Source organism: Amycolatopsis sp. NPDC049252 (genome assembly GCF_043197175.1).
Classification (GTDB): Bacteria; Actinomycetota; Actinomycetes; order Mycobacteriales; family Pseudonocardiaceae; genus Amycolatopsis.
The window spans coordinates 50,569-66,808 of record NZ_JBICSQ010000045.1; the positions used below are offsets into that span (position 1 = coordinate 50,569).

The 16,240-nt window shown below is 71.1% G+C and carries 19 protein-coding genes; 11 read left to right on the forward strand and 8 right to left on the reverse strand.

Features of this window, described 5'->3' with window-relative positions:
• Positions 1–14: 14 nt before the first annotated feature.
• The 6 genes from ACGFMK_RS32855 (at position 15) to ACGFMK_RS32880 (ending at position 7,893) form a co-directional block, all read left to right on the forward strand.
• A complete protein-coding gene (locus ACGFMK_RS32855) occupies positions 15–992 on the forward strand; it encodes an oxygenase MpaB family protein (protein WP_392771527.1) in 978 nt (325 codons plus the stop codon).
• Between the two features lie 9 nt (positions 993–1,001).
• A complete protein-coding gene (locus ACGFMK_RS32860) occupies positions 1,002–2,027 on the forward strand; it encodes an LLM class F420-dependent oxidoreductase (protein WP_392771529.1) in 1,026 nt (341 codons plus the stop codon).
• Positions 2,028–2,146: 119 nt separating this feature from the next.
• Positions 2,147–4,162: a neutral/alkaline ceramidase gene (locus ACGFMK_RS32865; RefSeq protein WP_392771532.1), complete on the forward strand. Its 2,016-nt coding sequence runs from the start codon at positions 2,147–2,149 to the stop codon at positions 4,160–4,162.
• A 21-nt stretch (positions 4,163–4,183) separates the two neighbouring features.
• On the forward strand, positions 4,184–5,134 hold the full coding sequence (locus ACGFMK_RS32870) for a sphingomyelin phosphodiesterase (RefSeq protein ID WP_392771535.1): 951 nt from the start codon (positions 4,184–4,186) through the stop codon (positions 5,132–5,134).
• Between the two features lie 34 nt (positions 5,135–5,168).
• Positions 5,169–6,491, forward strand: a complete 1,323-nt coding sequence (locus ACGFMK_RS32875) for an MFS transporter (RefSeq protein ID WP_392771537.1) — start codon at positions 5,169–5,171, stop codon at positions 6,489–6,491.
• Positions 6,478–7,893, forward strand: coding sequence for a pyridoxal phosphate-dependent decarboxylase family protein (locus ACGFMK_RS32880; RefSeq protein ID WP_392771540.1), 1,416 nt, complete (start codon positions 6,478–6,480; stop codon positions 7,891–7,893). The genes ACGFMK_RS32875 and ACGFMK_RS32880 overlap by 14 nt, the downstream gene beginning before the upstream one ends.
• 52 nt (positions 7,894–7,945) lie before the next feature.
• On the opposite strand, the gene ACGFMK_RS32885 is transcribed toward ACGFMK_RS32880, so the two are convergent.
• From ACGFMK_RS32885 to ACGFMK_RS32900, 4 genes are read right to left on the reverse strand one after another with little or no spacing between them, the layout of a single operon-like run.
• Positions 7,946–8,218, reverse strand: coding sequence for a DUF6295 family protein (locus tag ACGFMK_RS32885; RefSeq protein ID WP_247051995.1), 273 nt, complete (start codon positions 8,216–8,218; stop codon positions 7,946–7,948).
• 11 nt (positions 8,219–8,229) lie between these two features.
• Complete coding sequence (locus ACGFMK_RS32890) at positions 8,230–8,970, reverse strand: dienelactone hydrolase family protein (protein WP_392771543.1); 741 nt, start codon at positions 8,968–8,970, stop codon at positions 8,230–8,232.
• Entirely contained in the window at positions 8,967–10,664 is a 1,698-nt protein-coding gene (locus ACGFMK_RS32895; RefSeq protein WP_392771545.1) for an MFS transporter, read from the reverse strand. Before ACGFMK_RS32895 ends, ACGFMK_RS32890 begins: the two co-directional genes overlap by 4 nt.
• Positions 10,661–11,101 (reverse strand): MarR family winged helix-turn-helix transcriptional regulator, encoded by a 441-nt coding sequence (locus ACGFMK_RS32900; RefSeq protein ID WP_392771548.1) that lies wholly within the window; start codon positions 11,099–11,101, stop codon positions 10,661–10,663. The genes ACGFMK_RS32895 and ACGFMK_RS32900 overlap by 4 nt, the downstream gene beginning before the upstream one ends.
• Positions 11,102–11,241: 140 nt before the next feature.
• Between ACGFMK_RS32900 and ACGFMK_RS32905 the strand changes: the two genes are divergently transcribed.
• Both ACGFMK_RS32905 and ACGFMK_RS32910 read left to right on the forward strand, forming a co-directional pair.
• Positions 11,242–11,538, forward strand: coding sequence for a hypothetical protein (locus tag ACGFMK_RS32905; protein WP_392771551.1), 297 nt, complete (start codon positions 11,242–11,244; stop codon positions 11,536–11,538).
• A gap of 105 nt (positions 11,539–11,643) precedes the next feature.
• Positions 11,644–12,768, forward strand: a complete 1,125-nt coding sequence (locus tag ACGFMK_RS32910) for an FAD-dependent oxidoreductase (protein WP_392771552.1) — start codon at positions 11,644–11,646, stop codon at positions 12,766–12,768.
• A 3-nt stretch (positions 12,769–12,771) separates the two neighbouring features.
• Here the strand turns inward: ACGFMK_RS32910 and ACGFMK_RS32915 are convergent, their stop codons facing one another.
• From ACGFMK_RS32915 to mrf, 4 genes are read right to left on the reverse strand one after another with little or no spacing between them, the layout of a single operon-like run.
• Entirely contained in the window at positions 12,772–13,830 is a 1,059-nt protein-coding gene (locus ACGFMK_RS32915; RefSeq protein ID WP_392771555.1) for a GTP-binding protein, read from the reverse strand.
• Positions 13,827–13,976: a 50S ribosomal protein L32 gene (rpmF, locus tag ACGFMK_RS32920; protein ID WP_392771558.1), complete on the reverse strand. Its 150-nt coding sequence runs from the start codon at positions 13,974–13,976 to the stop codon at positions 13,827–13,829. The genes ACGFMK_RS32915 and rpmF overlap by 4 nt, the downstream gene beginning before the upstream one ends.
• On the reverse strand, positions 13,976–14,230 hold the full coding sequence (locus ACGFMK_RS32925; RefSeq protein WP_392771560.1) for a type B 50S ribosomal protein L31: 255 nt from the start codon (positions 14,228–14,230) through the stop codon (positions 13,976–13,978). The genes rpmF and ACGFMK_RS32925 overlap by 1 nt, the downstream gene beginning before the upstream one ends.
• On the reverse strand, positions 14,227–15,477 hold the full coding sequence (gene mrf / locus ACGFMK_RS32930; protein WP_392771562.1) for a ribosome hibernation factor-recruiting GTPase MRF: 1,251 nt from the start codon (positions 15,475–15,477) through the stop codon (positions 14,227–14,229). Before mrf ends, ACGFMK_RS32925 begins: the two co-directional genes overlap by 4 nt.
• A gap of 79 nt (positions 15,478–15,556) precedes the next feature.
• Here mrf and rpmB point away from each other — a divergent pair, with 79 nt between their 5' ends.
• From rpmB to rpsN, 3 genes are all read left to right on the forward strand, one after another.
• On the forward strand, positions 15,557–15,793 hold the full coding sequence (gene rpmB / locus ACGFMK_RS32935) for a 50S ribosomal protein L28 (RefSeq protein WP_392771565.1): 237 nt from the start codon (positions 15,557–15,559) through the stop codon (positions 15,791–15,793).
• Complete coding sequence (rpmG, locus tag ACGFMK_RS32940) at positions 15,793–15,960, forward strand: 50S ribosomal protein L33 (protein ID WP_285451482.1); 168 nt, start codon at positions 15,793–15,795, stop codon at positions 15,958–15,960. The genes rpmB and rpmG overlap by 1 nt, the downstream gene beginning before the upstream one ends.
• On the forward strand, positions 15,960–16,240 hold a 281-nt coding region (rpsN, locus tag ACGFMK_RS32945; protein ID WP_392771568.1), incomplete at its 3' end, for a 30S ribosomal protein S14. The genes rpmG and rpsN, both read left to right, overlap by 1 nt.

The following is a 16,240-nucleotide window of genomic DNA, read 5'->3' on the forward strand; positions in this document are numbered from 1 at the left end:
ACGAGGAGCTGCCGATGCCTAAACGCTTTGAGGGGGTCCGGGTGGCGAAGCCCCCGGCTCGGGGCGGAGCCCCGAATGTCACAGAGCCGCTGGGTCCCGACTCGCTGACCTGGAAGTACTTCGGCGACTGGCGTGGCCTGCTGATCGCGCTGTGGGCCGGGTCGATGCAGAACATGCACCCGGGCCTCGGCGCCGGCGTCGAGCAGCACTCGCGGTTCTTCGAGGAGCGCTGGCAGCGGCTCTTCCGCTCGCTCTACCCGATCGGCGGGGTCGTCTACGACGGCCCGCGCGCGCACCAGACCGCCTTGGAAGTCCGCGGGTACCACGACCGGATCAAGGGGATCGACGCGCGCGGCCGCCGCTACCACGCGCTCGACCCCGACACCTACTACTGGGCGCACTCGACGTTCTTCGTCAGCACGATCCTCATCGCCGACCACTTCATGGGCGGCATCGGCGAGGGGGAGAAGCGGCGCCTGTTCGACGAGCACGTCACGTGGTGGCGGATGTACGACATGAGCATGCGGCCGGTGCCGGAGAGCTGGGAGGACTTCCAGCGCTACTGGAAGCACATGTGCACCGAGGTCCTGGAGGACAACAAGGCCACCCGGGACGTCCTCGACCTCGCCGGGATCGCGAAGCCGCCGTTCCTGCCCTGGCTGCCGGACGTGCTCTGGCGGCCGGTGAGCGCGCTGATCGCGAAGAACTTCGTCTGGCTGACCACCGGGCTCTACGACCGCGAGATCCGCGACCTGCTCGGCCTGCGCTGGTCCGAGCGCGACGCGCGCCGCCACCGCCGGGTGGGGAAGCTGATCAACGCCGTGTTCAGGCTCGTCCCGCACGATCGCCGCTACCACCCGCGGGCCCGGGCCGGCTGGCGCCGGGTGCGCGGCGAGGTGGCTCCGGACGCCGCGTTGGTCGAGACTCCACCCAGGAACCTGCCGCCGCTGTCCGAGCGCGGCAAACCCGAGCACTACGCGCCGAACGTCTAGGAGGTCTTCGTGAAGCTAGGATTCCACGTCGGGTACTGGGGCAGCGGGCCGACCCCGGGTGCGCTGGAGGCGGTCCTCAAGGCCGAGGAGCTCGGCTTCGACTCGGTGTGGACGGCGGAGGCCTACGGCTCGGACGCGTTCACGCCGCTGGCCTGGTGGGGCTCGTCGACCAGCCGGATCCGGCTCGGCACCAACATCGTCCAGATGGCCGCGCGGACCCCGACGGCGACGGCGATGAGCGCGCTCACCCTCGACCACCTGTCGGGCGGGCGGTTCGTGCTCGGGCTCGGCGCGTCCGGTCCGCAGGTCGTCGAAGGCTGGTACGGCCAGCCGTACCCGAAGCCCCTGGCGCGCACGCGGGAGTACGTCGACATCGTGCGGCAGGTGCTGGCGCGTGAGGCGCCGGTGATCGTGGACGGCCAGCACTTCCAGCTCCCGCTGAAGGGCGGTGCCGGGCTGGGCAAGCCGCTCAAGCCGACCGTGCACCCGCTGCGCAAGGACGTCCCGATCCACCTGGCCGCGGAGGGGCCGAAGAACGTGGCCCTCGCCGCCGAGATCTGCGACGGCTGGCTCCCGCTGTTCTTCTCGCCCAAGAGCAACGACTTCTACAAGGCCGCGCTGGAAGAGGGCTTCGCGCGGCCGGGTGCGCGGCACACGCTGGAGACGTTCGAGGTGCCCGCGTCGGTGCCGGTGATCGTGCACGACGACGTCGAGGAAGCGGCGAGCTGGATCAAGCCGTCGCTGGCGCTCTACATCGGCGGCATGGGCGCGAAGAGCGTGAACTTCCACCACGACGTCTTCGCGCGGCTGGGCTACGAGGACGTCGCGGACAAGGTCCAGGAGCTGTACCTCGCCGGGCGCAAGGAGGAAGCCGTCGCGGCGATCCCGACGTCACTCGTCGAGGACACCTCGCTGATCGGGCCGGCGGCGAAAATCCGCGAAGAGCTGAAGGCGTGGGAAGACACCGTGGTCACCCAGCTGCTGCTGCGCGGGGACGCGGCGACCCTGGAGAAGATCGCCGAAGCCCTCGGCTGACCCGCGAATCGACGGCGCCCGGGCGGCTTGACGGCACTTTTGTCGGGTTGCCCGGGTGGCCGGGGTCACGTACGGTCCGCAACTAACGCGAAAGTCGTTCACGTTAGTCGGGAGACCGTATGCGGGTGAGTCGTCGTCACGTCCTGGCCGGAGCCGCCGCCCTGCCCTTCGCCGCCCTGCCTTTCGGTGCTGCTGCGGCCAGACCCGCCGCGGCCGCCGAAGCCGGGCTCAAGGTGGGCGTCGGGATCGGCGACGTCACCGGGCCCGCCGCCGAGAACGGCATGATGGGCTACTCGATGCCGCAGCAGCAGACCGCCGGCATCCACCTGCGCACCCGGGCCCGCGCCTACGTCGTCGACGACGGGACCCACCGGATCGTCTTCGTCACCGCCGAGCTGGGCGCGCTGTTCCAGTCCGTCCACCAGGGCGTCCTGCGCGAGCTGGCGCGGAAGTACGGGAACACCTACACCGAGCAGAACGTGCTGCTCAACGCCACCCACACACACTCGGCGTGCGGCGGCGACTCGCACTACGCGGCCTACGACCTGTCGATCCTCGGGTTCCAGCAGCAGACCTACGACGCCGTCGTCGCCGGGATCGTCGAGGCCATCGGCCACGCGCACGACACCCTCGCGCCCGGCGAACTCAGTCTCGGCCGCACCGAGCTGACCTCGGCCAGCGCCAACCGCTCGCGCGTCGCGTTCGAGCTCAACCCGGACAAGGGCCACTTCCCGCTGTCGATCGACCCGGCCGTGACCGTGCTGCGGTTCCGGCAGGGCGGGAAGGACGTCGGCGCGATCACCTGGTTCGCCACGCACGGCACGTCGATGAGCAACGGCAACCACCTGATCAGCAGCGACAACAAGGGCTACGCCGCCTACACGTGGGAGCACGACCACGCCGGCGTCCGCTACCTCGACGGCCCGCCCGGGTTCGTCGCCGCGTTCGCCCAGACCAACTCCGGCGACATGACGCCGAACCTGAACCTCCAGCCGGGTACACCCGAGACGGAGTTTCAGAACACCCAGCGCATCGGCGAACTCCAGTTCCAGGCGGCGAAACGCGCGTTCGACACGGCAACCGAGTCCGTGACCGGCGGCGTCGACCACCGGATGACCTACGTGGACATGTCCGCCGTCGACGTCGACCCGAGGTTCACCCCGGACGGCCGCCCGCACCGCACCTGCACCGCGGCCATCGGCGTCTCGATGCTGGCGGGCAGCACCGAAGACGGGCCCGGCCTGCCGCTGCCCGAAGGCGTCAAGAACCCGTTCATCGACTGGCTCGGCGGCATCGACGCGCCGATCCCGCAGGCCCTGGCCGACGCGCAGGCGCCGAAGGTCGTCGCCGTGCCGTTCGGCGCGATGAAGCCCTACCCGTGGGCGCCGGAGGTGCTGCCGCTGCAGATCGTCCGGATCGGGCAGCTGCACCTGGTCGCCGGGCCCGCCGAGTACACGATCGTCGCCGGGCTGCGGATCCGGCGGACCGTCGCGGCCGAACTCGGCGTCCCGCTGGAGAACGTCCTAGTGCAGGGCTATTCCAACGCCTACAGCCAGTACGTCACGACGCCGGAGGAGTACGACTCGCAGCAGTACGAGGGCGCGTCGACGCTCTTCGGCCGCTACACGCTGCCCGCGTACCAGCAGGAGTTCGGCAAGCTCGCCGCCGCGATGAAGGCCGGGACCCCGGTGCCGCACGGCCCGGTCCCGCGGGACCTGCGCGGCAAGCTGGTCAACTTCCAGCCCGGCGTGGTCTTCGACAGCGCGCCGCTGCTGAAGAGCTTCGGCGACGTCGTCACCGACGCGAAGAGCAGCTACCGGCGCGGCGAGCAGGTGGCGGTCGCGTTCGTGACCGGCCACCCGAAGAACGACCTGCGCCGCGACGGCACGTTCCTGGAGATCCAGCAGTACGTCGACGGCCGCTGGGTCCGCTACGCCGACGACGGTGACTGGGCGACGAAGTTCCGCTGGACCCGGACGTTCGTCTCCGAGTCACGCGCCGAGGTCACCTGGGACATCCCGGCGAACACGCCGGTCGGGAAGTACCGCGTCGTCCACTTCGGAGCGTGGAAACACGGCCTGACCGGCGCGATCGCCCAGCTCAGCGGGACGTCCCGCGCCTTCGTCGTCGCCTGAACTTTCCCGAAAGGACACTCCGTGCGGAGAACCGCCCTTCTCGCCGCTGTCGTCTGCGCCTTCCTCGCCCTCGTGACCGCCCCGGCCAAGGCCGCGGCCGCGAGCGTGTCGGTCCTGAGCTTCAACCTGTGGCAGCTGCCGTGGATCGCCAACCCGAACACCGCGGACAAGGAGGCCCGGGCCGCGGCCGCCGAGCGGGTCATCCGGGCCCAAGCCGCTGACGTCGTCGTGCTCGAAGAGGCGTTCAGCGCGCAGGCCGAGGATCTGCGCAGCCGGCTCGTCGACGCCTACCCGTTCCAGACGCCGGTGGTCGGGCAGTCCTGCTCGACGTCACCGGGCTGGACGACGGTGAGCGGCAACTGCTCGAACTCGCCGATCGTCGTCAACGGCGGGGTCACGGTGCTGAGCCGGTACCCGATCACCGAGAAGCACCAGCTCGTCTACCGCAACTCCTATTCCGGCACCGCGGACTACCTGTCCAACAAGGGCGCGGCGCTGGTCCGGATCTTCGCCCACGGCAAGGCGCTCTGGCTGGCCGGCACGCACCTGCAGGCCGACGAGGCCCCCGACACCCTGCCGAAGGCGCACCAGATCCGGCTGGCGCAGCTCGGCGAGCTGCGCGACCTCGCCGCCGCGCACGTCCCGGCGGCGGACCCGGTGGCGATCGCCGGCGACCTCAACATCGAGTACTGGGCCGGGCAGGGCCGCCGTGACACCCTGGGCCGCGCCCAGTCCGAGCAGGGCGAGGCCGTGCTCGGCGGGACATTGCGGACGGCCGGCGCGGGGGAGTACAGCTTCGACGCCGTCACCAACCCGGACGCGGCGAAGTCCGCGCCGGCGACCTACCGCGATTCCCTGGACTACGTCGGCTCGCTGCGACGCGCCGAGGTCGGCCCGGTACAGCTGGTGCATTACGACGGTGGCACGATTCCCTCCGACCACTACCCGGTGCGGGCCGAGATCCACTACTGAGTGCCTCATCGGTGTTCGTTTCGCGAGGAGGACCATGACGACGCTGTCCGGCCGGACGCGGTTCAGGTATTCGCTCGGCTCGTTCGTCACGGGGTCCTTCGGCACGGTCCCCGGCCTGGTTCTGGTGAAGTACCTGACCGACACCATGGCCGTGCCCGCGGGCTGGGCCGCGGCGATCGTGTTCGTGCCCAAGGCCTGGGACGTGCTGTTCAACCCCATCGCCGGCCGGATGTCGGACGCCGACCTGATCAAGACCGGCAGCCGGCGGCGCTTCCTGCTCATCGGCGGCATCGGCGTCGCGATCCTGTTCGCGGCGATGTTCGCCCACCCCGGGTTCGGCGCGCCGCTGCCGGACGCGCTGTACGTGGCGATCACGTTCGCCCTCTGCGCCACGGCGTACGCGCTGTTCCAAGTGCCGTTCAACGCGCTGCCCGCCGAGCTGACCGAGTCGGCGACCGAACGCACGAAGCTCACCAGCGTCCGCATCGGCGTGCTGGCCGTGACGATCCTGATCTGCGGCGGCGGTGCCCCGGCGATCACCTCCGCGATCGACGGCGTCGCCGGCTACCGGCTGATGGCCGTGGTGATCGGGCTGATCGTGCTCGCCGCGACGCTGCTGGTGTACTTCGGGCTCAAGGGCGCGCCGGTCGGCTCGCTGCGGCCGAACACCGTGAACCTGAAGGAGCTCGTCCGCACGCTCGCCGGCTGGCGGCCGTTCCGCTGGCTGCTGGGCACCTACTTCATCCAGGCGCTGGGCATCGGCACGGTGCTCGCCGCGATCCCGTTCTTCGCCCAGCGCATCCTCGGCAACGACGGCTACGGCACGATCCTGTTCGTCATCTTCGTCGGCCCGGCGCTGGTCACCATGCCGCTGTGGCCGCGGCTGGGCGTCCGGGTCGGCAAGCTCAACGGCTTCCGCCTGGCGACGGCGACGTTCGCGGTCGGCCTGCTCGGCCTGGTCTTCGCCCAGGAGATCCCGCTGGTCGTGTCGTTCGTCTTCGTCGCGCTGTGCGGCGTCGGGTACGCGGGGATCTCGGTGTTCCCGCTGGCCATCCTGCCGGACCTGATCACGGCGGAGGAGGAGCGGACCGGCGAGACCCGCGCCGGGATCGCGGCGGGCGTGTGGACCGCGGGGGAGACGCTCGGCCTCGCCTTCGGCGGCGGCCTGTGGGCGCTCATCCTCGCGTTCGGCGGGTACGTTTCCAGCACGGACGCCACGACGGCCCAGCCGCACAGCGCGATCGTGGCGATCCTCGTCGGAGCGTCGATCGTGCCCGGCGTGCTCATCGCGCTGGCGCTGCCGCTCCTGCGGCGCAAGGTGCTGGAGCCTCGGGAGCCACGCCATGAACCCGCCTGAGGACGTTCTCGCGGCGCTGCGGGAGCTGCGCGCAGGCGACCTCCCGACGCACGGTGGCCGTACCCTCGCGTACGTCTACGACAGCGGTCTGTCCGAAGTGGACTCCTTGGGCGCCGCCGCGCACGCGCTGGCGTCCTCGGCCAACGGCCTCGACCCGACGGCGTTCCCCAGCCTGCTGCGGATGGAGAACGACCTCGTCGCGGCGGCGTCCCGGCTGCTCGGCGACGTGCCGGGGGTGGTCGGTTCGGTGACGTCCGGCGGCACGGAGTCCTGCCTGCTCTCGGTGCTGGCCGCCCGCGACGCCCATCCGGCGATCACCGCCCCGTCGATCGTCCTGCCGACCACCGCGCACGCGGCCTTCCACAAGGCGGCGCACCTGTTCGGGCTGCGGCGGATCGACGTCCCGGTCGACCCGGTGACGTTCCGCGCGGACCCGGCCGCGATGGCCGCCGCCATCGACGACTCGACGGTGCTGGTGGTGGCGAGCGCGCCGTCGTACGCCCACGGCGTGCTCGACCCGATCACGGAGATCGCGGCGGCTGCTCTTGAGCGCGGCGTCCGGATGCACGTCGACGCCTGCATCGGCGGCTGGGTGCTGCCGTACTTCGCGCAGCTCGGCGCCGACGTCGAGCCGTTCGACTTCCGCGTTCCGGGCGTCACGAGCATTTCGGTGGACCTGCACAAGTACGCGTACTGCCCGAAGGGGACTTCGGTGCTGCTGCACGCGTCGGCGGAGCTGCGGCGGACGCACTACTTCGCGAGCGCGGGCTGGCCGGGCTACACGATGCTGAACACGACGATCCAGAGCACCCGCTCCGGCGGACCGCTGGCGGCGGCGTGGGCGGTCGTCCGCCACCTCGGCGACGACGGCTACCTGCGATTGGCCGCTTCGACCCGCGAAGCGGTTTCCCGCATCCGCGCCGGAATCACCGAAATCGAGGGCCTGCGGGTGCTGGGTGACCCGGTCTCGACGCTGATCGCGTTCACCGGCGACGACGGTTTCGACCTCTTCACGGTGGCCGACGAGCTGAAGACACGCGGCTGGTACGTCCAGCCGCAGTTCGCTTTTGAAGCGTCCCCGGCAAACCTGCACCTCACGGTCACAGCGGCGAACCACGGCAGCGAGAAGGAGTTCCTGACGGACCTCGCGTCCTCAGTGGACGCGGCCCGCGCGTCGGGCCCGGTGGTGATCGACCCGGCGGTGGCGGAGTTCGTCGCGGCCCTGGACCCGGCGACCCTGACGTCCGAACAGTTCGCGGGCCTCCTGGCCGCGGCCGGCCTAGGCGGCGCCTCGGGCCTCCCGGACCGCATGGCCCCGATCAACGCCCTCCTCGCCACCGCCCCGGCGCCCCTGCGGGAACGCCTCCTCCTGGAATTCCTCGGCGCCCTCTACACGCCGTGAATGGCCCATTGAGGGACTCAGAGTCCCTCAATGGGCCATTCACGGACTGGGGCTACTGGTTGCGGGAGGCCAGGCCGGCCGGGGCCGACTTCACGGCTGCGATGATCGCGTCGGCCAGGGCCAGGGCGTCTTCTTCCGTCAGTTCCAAGGCGACGCGGGCCGAGGCGCCCAGGTCCGGGTTGCGGAAGTCGATGTTGACCGTGTGCGCGTACGGCGCGTGGACCGGGTGGTCGACGTAGACCGTGCCCTCGTTCAGGCGGAACCAGCCGCGGGCGCCCTTGCCGCTGCCTTCGAGGGCGAACTTCTCGGTGAGGTAGGTGCACATGGCGGGTCCTCTCAGGCGCTGAGCGTGCGGGAGTAGAAGTCGAGGATGCGTTCCCAGCCGTCCTTCGCGGCTTCCGGCCGGTAGCTCGGCCGGTCGGCGGCGAAGAACGCGTGGCCGGCGTCCGCGTAGGTGTGGAACTCGTGCTCCTTGCCGAGCTTTTCCAGCTCGGCCGCGAGCACGGCGACCTCGTCCGGGCCGGGGAACTTGTCGTCGGCCCCGAAGATGCCCAGCAGCGGGCAGGACAGGTCCGGCGCCTTGCCCAGCAACGGCTTCATGAACTTCATGGCCTCCGGCGGGTCGTTGACGACGAACGCGCCGTAGCAGTCGACCGCCGCGTCGACGTCGATCGAGCAGCCGACGAGGAACGCCTGCCGCCCGCCCGAGCAGTGCCCGATGACACCCACGCGACCGTTCGCGTTCTCCAGGGCCTTCAGGTAGTCGGCCGCGCCGGAGACGTCGCCGACGAGGCGGTCGTCCGGGACGCCGCCGGCCGCGCGGACCGTGGCGGCCGCGTCGTCCGGGTCCGCGCCCGGGGCCTCGCGGGAGTAGAGGTTGGGGCAGATCGCGTTGTAGCCCTCGGCGGCGAAGCGCCGCACCATCTCCTTCGTCGACGCGTCGTAGCCGGGCATGTGGTGGATCACCACGACCCCGCCGCGCGGTGCGGCGTCGGTGGGCCTGGCCGCGTAGGCCTCGATCTCGTCGCCGCCGTTCCCGGTGATGGTGACGGTTCCGGCGATGAGTTCGTCGGTCATTGAGACTCCTTCGTTCCCTCGGGGTTCTGGTGGAAATAGCGGGCGCCGCGGGAAGCCGACGCCGCCGCGGCGACGACGGCCATGATCGCGGCGGCGGTGAACACGACCACGAGGCCGTGGTGGAACGGCCCGGAGACCAGCTGCGGGAAGAAGTCGCCGCCGGTCAGGGTGGCCCGGTCGCCGGGCGTCAGTCCGGAAAGGACGTCCGGGCCGAGCAGGTGGCCCACCGGGTTGCTGCCGAGGAACGCCGCGAACAGCGTGCTCACCGGCGGCAGCTGGGCGACGCCGTCGGCCACGTTCGCGGGGACGCCGTGGGCCTGCAGGCCGCTGGTCAGCGTCTGGGGGAGCGAACTCGCGAGGCCGGCGATCATCAGCGAGAAGAACACGCCGATCGACAGCGACGTCCCGGAGTTCTGGAACGTCGCCCGCATGCCGGAGGCGACCCCGCGCTGCTCGGTCGGCACGCTGCTCATGATCGCCGAGGTGTTCGGCGCGGAGAACATGCCCTGGCCGATCCCGCTGACCACCAGCAGCGCGGCGAACACCGGGTACGGGAAGTTGACGGGCAGCGCCAGCAGCCCGAGGAACGCCGCCGCGACCAGGAGCAGGCCGCCGGTGGAGAACAGCCGCGCGCCGAAACGGTCGGACAGGTACCCGGACACCGGCCCGGCGAGCAGGAACCCGACGGTCAGCGGCAGCAGGTAGATGCCCGCCCACAACGGCGTCCGCTCGTAGTCGTAGCCGTGCAGCGGCAACCAGATGCCCTGCAGCCAGATGATGAGCATGAACTGCATGCCACCACGGGCGACCGACGTCAGCAGCGCGGCGATGTTGCCCGCGGCGAACGCGCGGATCTTGAACAGCCCGAGGTGGAACATCGGCGCCGCCACGCGCGTCTCGATGACGCCGAACGCCACGAGCAGCAGCACGCCGCCGCCGATGCCGCCGAGCACCAGCGGGTTGCCCCAGCCGGTCGCGGCGCCGCCGTAGGGCTGGATGCCGTAGGTGATCCCGGCGAGCAGGATCGCGGTGCCGGCGGCGAAGGTGATGTTGCCGCCCCAGTCGACCTTCGCGCGCTTCGGCGTGCCGACCTCGCGGAGGCTGCGGATCGACCAGATCGTGCCGAGCAGCCCGAACGGGACGCTCACCCAGAACACCGCGCGCCAGTCGATCTCGGCGAGCAGCCCGCCGACGACCAGGCCGAGGAACTGCCCGGCCAGCGCGGTGATCTGGTTGACGCCCAGTGCCATGCCGCGCTGTTCGGCCGGGAACGCGTCGGTGAGGATGGCCGCCGAGTTCGCCGTCAGCATCGAGCCGCCGACGGCCTGCACCACCCGCCAGCCGATCAGCCACAGCGCGCCGTTCCCGCCGTGGAACGGGTCGAACGACAATGCCACCGAGGCGACGCTGAACACGACGAAGCCGAGGTTGTACATCTTGACGCGGCCGAACATGTCGCCGAGGCGCCCGAGCGTCACCACCAGCACGGCCTGCACCAGCAGGTAGCCGAGGATCATCCAGAGCAGGTAGCCGATGTTGCCCGGGGCCAGGGGATCGAGGCCGATGCCGCGGAAGATCGCGGGCAGCGAGATGATCACGATCGAGCCGTCGAGCGCCGACATCAGCACGCCGAGCGTGGTGTTGGACAGCGCGACCCACTTGTAGCGGTCCGGCGCCGTTTCGGTGGCGGTCACAGCTCTCCCGCCAGCCGCTCGATCAGCGGGATGGCGGCCAGGAGCTTGCGCTGCTCGGCGGCGGTGAACTTCTCGGCCATGGCGGTGGCCATCCGCTCGGTGGTGCGGGACCGCCGGTCGGTGAGCAGCTTGACACCGGCGCCGGTCACCGACATGAGCACCTTGCGGCCGTCGGTGTCGTCCTTGCGCCGGGCGACGAGCCCGCGCTCGACCAGCCCGGCGAGGGTGACGCCCATGGCCTGCGGCTTCACGCGTTCGAGGTCGGCGAGGCACCCCGGCGTGGCCGGGCCCTCCCGGTCGAGCCGGGACAGCACCGACCGTTCGGGCAGGGTCAGTTCGCCGACCACGTAACCCTGGCGCAGCCGCCGGATCAGCCGGCCCAGGGCGACGCGCAGGTCGGTGCTCGCCTGGAGCAGCTCCTCGTCCGTCACATTCATCAACCTAGACTGATAAACCTGGGTTGATCAACTCGGACCTATCGGGTGAGGCGGGAGGTTTCGCCCGGTCGGCGCGGACCGCCGGTGTTAGCGTCCGAAGTGGACATATGCAGCAGTACGCATCCCAGGAGGCGCCACCGATGACGATCCCGCACGTCGAGCACGCAGGCCACGACCACGTCCACGGCGAGGGCTGCGGGCACCCGGCGGTGCCGCACGGCGACCACGTCGACTACGCGCACGAGGGCCACCTGCACCGCGCGCACGACGGCCACTTCGACGAGTGCGAGATCGCCGGCCACGTGCCGCACACCGGCCACGACCACACGCACGGCGAAGGCTGCGGCCACTACGCGGTCCCGCACGGCGAGCACGTCGACTACCTGCACGACGGCCACCGTCACGCGGCCCACGACGACCACTACGACGACCACTGATCGACGCCTGGCACGGGTGCCGGACCCGTGTCAGCGCGGTGTGCGGCCCCTGCCAGCGGCCCGCGCCACCCTAATCTGGAACACGATTCCAGAGAAGGAGCGATCATGCGCACTCCCGTCACGATCATCGGCGCCGGCCTCGGCGGCCTCACCCTGGCTCGCGTCCTGCACGTCCACGGGTTCCCGGTCACGGTGTACGAAGCCGAGCCGTCGCCGACGTCGCGGATGCAGGGCGGGATGCTCGACATCCACGACTACAACGGGCAGCTCGCCCTCGAGGCGGCGGGCCTGATGGACGCGTTCCCGTCCCTCGTGCTCGAGGGCCGCCAGGCCATGCGGATCCTCGACCAGGACGGGAAGCTCCTGTTCGAGAAGACCGACGACGGCACGGGCGGCCGCCCGGAAGTGCAGCGTGGCGACCTGCGGCAACTGCTGCTCGACGCCCTCCCGGAGGGCACCGTCCGCTGGGGGCACAAGGTCAGCAGCACTCGCACGCTGGGCGACGGCAGCCACGAGGTGACCTTCGCCGACGGCACCACCGTCGTCGCGAGCCTGCTGGTCGGCGCGGACGGCGCGTGGTCCCGGGTCCGGCCGCTGCTCACCGACGTTGTCCCCGAATACGTCGGCACGGCGTTCGTCGAGACCTACCTCTTCGACGCCGACACCCGGCACCCGGCCACCGCGAAGGCGGTCGGCGGCGGGTCGATGGTCGCGAACGGGCCGTCCCCGGAGCGGTCGATCAACGCGCACCGGGAAAGCGGCGACACCCTGCACGCCTACGTGGCGTTCACCGAGTCACTGGCGTGGTTCGCCGCCATCGACTTCACCGACGCCGCGGCGGCCACCGCCGCCATCGCGCGGGAGTTCGAGGGCTGGGCCCCGGAGGTCACCGCCCTGATCACCGACGCCGACACCGCGCCGGTCCTGCGCCCGCACCACACCCTGCCGTTCGGGCACCGCTGGGAGCGGGTGCCGGGCGTGACGCTGGTCGGCGACGCCGCCCACCTCACGGCCCCGAACGGCGAGGGCGCGAACCTGGCCATGCTCGACGGCGCCGAACTCGGAAAGGCCCTCGCCGCCCACCCCGGCGACGTCGAAACCGCCCTCGCCGAATACGAGCTGGCCATGTTCGTGCGCAGCGAGACGCCCATCGACGAAGACGTGCTCATGGAGAGCATCTTCGGTGACGAGCTCCCGCCGGCGCTGATGGAGCTGTTCAAGACGTCCTGACCCTCAGTGCGCGTGGACCGGACCCCACGCGGGGAAGGGGTCCGGTCCGCTCGCCACGTCGGCGAGGCACTCCCGCAGGGCGCCGAGCAGCGCGTCGCCCGCCAGGTCGACACCGATGAACACCAGCTCCTGACTCGCCTTTTCGGCGACGCCCTGGGGTTCGAACCGCGCCACCGTCCCGGCCTGGGACCACAGGCCGGTCACCCCGGGCCGGGAGGCCAGCGTGAAGAACCCCTTGGACCGCAGCACCGTGCCGAACTCGCCGGAGTCCAGCCGCCGGGCGACGAAGTCCCACAGCGCCACCGGGTCGAACGTCCGGGACGCGCGGAACACCACGCTCGAGATGCCGTACTCCTCGGTCTCCGGCACGTGGTCGCCGTTCAGCTCGGCCACCCAGCCGGGCGCCTCCTGCGCCTTGACGGCGTCGTACCGCCCGGTGCCGAACACCCGCTCCAGCGGCACCCGCCCGAAGCGGCTCGTCACGACGTCGGCGGCCGGGTTGAGCCGCCGGAGCACGGCCACCAGCAGGGCCGCCTCGTCCGGGGACACGAGGTCGGTCTTGTTCAGCAGCAGCACGTCGGCGAATTCGACCTGGTCCACCAGCAGGTCGCTGACCGTCCGCTCGTCGCTGGAGTACTGGTCGAGCCGGCGCTCCGCCAGGGAGTCGCCGGCCGCCAGTTCGCGGGCGAAGTTCGCCGCGTCCACCACCGTCACCATCGTGTCGAGCCGGGCGAGCGCGTCCAGGAAGGTGAACGTCGCGGCCACCGGCATCGGCTCGGAGATCCCGCTCGACTCGATGAGCACGTGGTCGAAGCGGTCGCCGGTGCAGAGCGCCGCCACCTCCTCCAGGAGGTCCTCCCGCAGGGTGCAGCAGATGCACCCGTTGGTCAGCTCGACCAGCCGCTCCCGCGAGCGCACGAGGGCGGCGTCGATGTTGACCTCGCTCATGTCGTTGACGATCACCGCCACCCGCAGGCCGTCGCGGTTGGCGAGGATGTGGTTGAGCAGGGTCGTCTTCCCGGCGCCGAGGAAGCCCGAGAGCACGGTGACCGGGACGCTCACGCGTGGAAGTGGCGGATCAGCCGGCGGGGCACGAGCTGCGTCTCCCCGTCGACCTTGATCGGCACCAGGTCCGGGACCGCGGCCTTCCACTGCGACCGCCGGGACCGGGTGTTGCTGCGCGACTTCTTGCGCTTGGGCACGGCCATCAGCGCGTCTCCCGCTTCCCGTAGCGGCGGTGGAACTTCTCGACCTGGCCGGCGCTGTCCATGATCCGCTGCGTGCCGGTCCAGAACGGGTGCGACCACGAGCTGATGTCGACCTGCACCAGCGGGTAGGTCGCGCCGTCGGACCACTCGATCGTCTTGTCCGAGGTGAGGGTGGAGCGGGTCAGGAACGCATCGCCGGTGGACGAGTCCTTGAACACCACGGGGTGGTAGTCGGGGTGGATACCGTTCTTCATCGGTCTTCCTTTCGGTTCACCGCGGCCGCGTCGTCGCGCGCCGGGTCGGTTTCGGTGTCCTCGCAGGGTTCTTCGTGCCAGTCCCCGAACGGGTCGGGATAGCGCTCCCACGCTTCGGGGCCTGCCGTCAGTTCCTCGTCGGTGAGTAGAGCGCCGCGCAGGGCCGCGTCGATCTCGCCGGGCGCTGTCTGGTCCGTCACCACGACCAGCTCCTGCGCCCGGTCGCCGTGCACCGGGTCCCAGCGCAGGGACGCCAGGGTGCGGCGCTCGGGGGAGACGTCCGTCCACTCCGGACCGTCCGGCGACGCGAGCCACGGCCCGGCGTGCCCGATGCCCAGCCCGCCGCCGGCCGACTCGATCCAGAACGCGACGTCCGGCTGGCTGGCCACCCAGGCTCGCCCGCGGGTGCGGACGACGCCGTCGAGCAGCACGTCGAGGGCGTCGTGCAGCCGCTGCGGGTGGAACGGCCGCCGCGCGGTGAACGTGAGCAGCTCGATGCCGCAGTCGGCGGGCAACGGCGGCTCGCCGCGCAGCAGCGCCCCGTGCAGGTCGGTGACCTCGCCACGGCGGGCGTCGGACGGGACGGCGTCGAGCACGCTGTGCCCGTCGATCCGGGCCAGCTCGACCCGCGGGATCGACGGCGCGACCCGGTCGAGGACGGCGGACGCCTTGGCCGCCTGCCACGCGTCGGTCGCCGCGCCGGCCAGCACGAGGAGGTCGGCGAACTCGACCTGGGAGAGCGCCACCTGCGCGACGGTCCGGTCGTCCTCCGGGCTGGCCTGCAAGTTGCGCTCCTCCAGGGCGTCGTCTCCGGTCGCGTCGGCGAGCCAGGTCGCGCGGTCGACGACCGTGAGCACGGCCCGCAGGTCGACGTCGTCGTGCACCGGGTGGTCGCCGACCAGGACGTTCCGGATCGCCCAGCTCACCGGCTCGGGCTCCATCGCCTCGTCGAGCCGGACGACGATCCGCCGCACCTGCGGCGTCCGGGCCAGCCGCCGCAGCAGGGGGAGCAGGTCCTCGCGCAGGGTGCAGGACACGCAGCCGTGCGCCAGCTCGAGGACGGTCAGCTGGTCGCGCTGCTCGAGCCGGAGGCGGCGGCGGACGACGCCGGAGTGGATGTCGCGCAGGTCGTGGTGGACGACGGCGGTGCCGGGCTCGGCGACGCGCAGCAGCTCGGCGAGCGTGGCGTTCGCGCCCGGGGCCAGGCCGCTGACGAGGACGAGCGGGACGCGGGGTGGGTGGGTCACAGGGGGCTCCAGGAATACGGGCGGGGTACGGTGGTTACAGTAGATGAAAACGACAACCACTATCAACTTGGGAGGGTCCGTGTCCGCCGTGTGCCAGGTCACCGGCCGCAAGCCGGGGTACGGCAAGCAGGTCTCGCACTCGCACCGCCGTACGTCCCGGCGGTGGGAGCCGAACCTGCAGAACCGCCGTTACTTCGTGCCGAGTGAAGGCCGCTGGGTGCGGCTGCGCGTCTCCGCCAAGGGGATGAAGACGATCGACAAACGGGGCATCGAGGCCGTCGTGGCCGAGCTGAAGGGGAAGGGGGTGAAGTTCTGATGGCGAAGAGCACCGACGTCCGGCCGATCATCAAGCTGCGGTCCACCGCGGGGACCGGCTACACGTACGTCACGAAGAAGAACCGCCGCAACGACCCGGACCGGATGGTCCTGCGCAAGTACGACCCGGTCGCGCGCGAGCACGTCGAGTTCAAGGAAGAGCGCTGATGGCGAAGAAGTCGAAGATCGCGAAGAACGAGCAGCGAAAGGTGGTCGTGGCCCGGTACGTCGAACGCCGTCGCGCGCTGAAGGCCGTCATCGCCTCGCCCTCGTCGTCGCCCTCGGAGAAGGCCGAAGCGGTCGTCGCGTTGCAGAAGCTGCCGCGCGACGCGAGTCCGACGCGGATCCGCAACCGGGACGCGGCCGACGGCCGCCCGCGCGGATACCTGCGGAAGTTCGGGCTGTCGCGGGTGAAGGTGCGCCAAGCCGCGCACAACGGTGAGCTGCC

Bases quoted from the DNA above. Each gene is read 5' to 3' on its own strand.
- ACGFMK_RS32855 (WP_392771527.1), top strand. From the start codon at position 15: ATGCCTAAACGCTTTGAGGGGGTCCGGGTGGCGAAGCCCCCGGCTCGG.
- ACGFMK_RS32865 (WP_392771532.1), top strand. From the start codon at position 2,147: ATGCGGGTGAGTCGTCGTCACGTCCTGGCCGGAGCCGCCGCCCTGCCC.
- ACGFMK_RS32875 (WP_392771537.1), top strand. From the start codon at position 5,169: ATGACGACGCTGTCCGGCCGGACGCGGTTCAGGTATTCGCTCGGCTCG.
- ACGFMK_RS32880 (WP_392771540.1), top strand. From the start codon at position 6,478: ATGAACCCGCCTGAGGACGTTCTCGCGGCGCTGCGGGAGCTGCGCGCA.
- ACGFMK_RS32885 (WP_247051995.1), bottom strand. From the start codon at position 8,218: ATGTGCACCTACCTCACCGAGAAGTTCGCCCTCGAAGGCAGCGGCAAG.
- ACGFMK_RS32890 (WP_392771543.1), bottom strand. From the start codon at position 8,970: ATGACCGACGAACTCATCGCCGGAACCGTCACCATCACCGGGAACGGC.
- ACGFMK_RS32900 (WP_392771548.1), bottom strand. From the start codon at position 11,101: ATGAATGTGACGGACGAGGAGCTGCTCCAGGCGAGCACCGACCTGCGC.
- ACGFMK_RS32905 (WP_392771551.1), top strand. From the start codon at position 11,242: ATGACGATCCCGCACGTCGAGCACGCAGGCCACGACCACGTCCACGGC.
- ACGFMK_RS32910 (WP_392771552.1), top strand. From the start codon at position 11,644: ATGCGCACTCCCGTCACGATCATCGGCGCCGGCCTCGGCGGCCTCACC.
- rpmF (WP_392771558.1), bottom strand. From the start codon at position 13,976: ATGGCCGTGCCCAAGCGCAAGAAGTCGCGCAGCAACACCCGGTCCCGG.
- ACGFMK_RS32925 (WP_392771560.1), bottom strand. From the start codon at position 14,230: ATGAAGAACGGTATCCACCCCGACTACCACCCCGTGGTGTTCAAGGAC.
- rpmG (WP_285451482.1), top strand. From the start codon at position 15,793: ATGGCGAAGAGCACCGACGTCCGGCCGATCATCAAGCTGCGGTCCACC.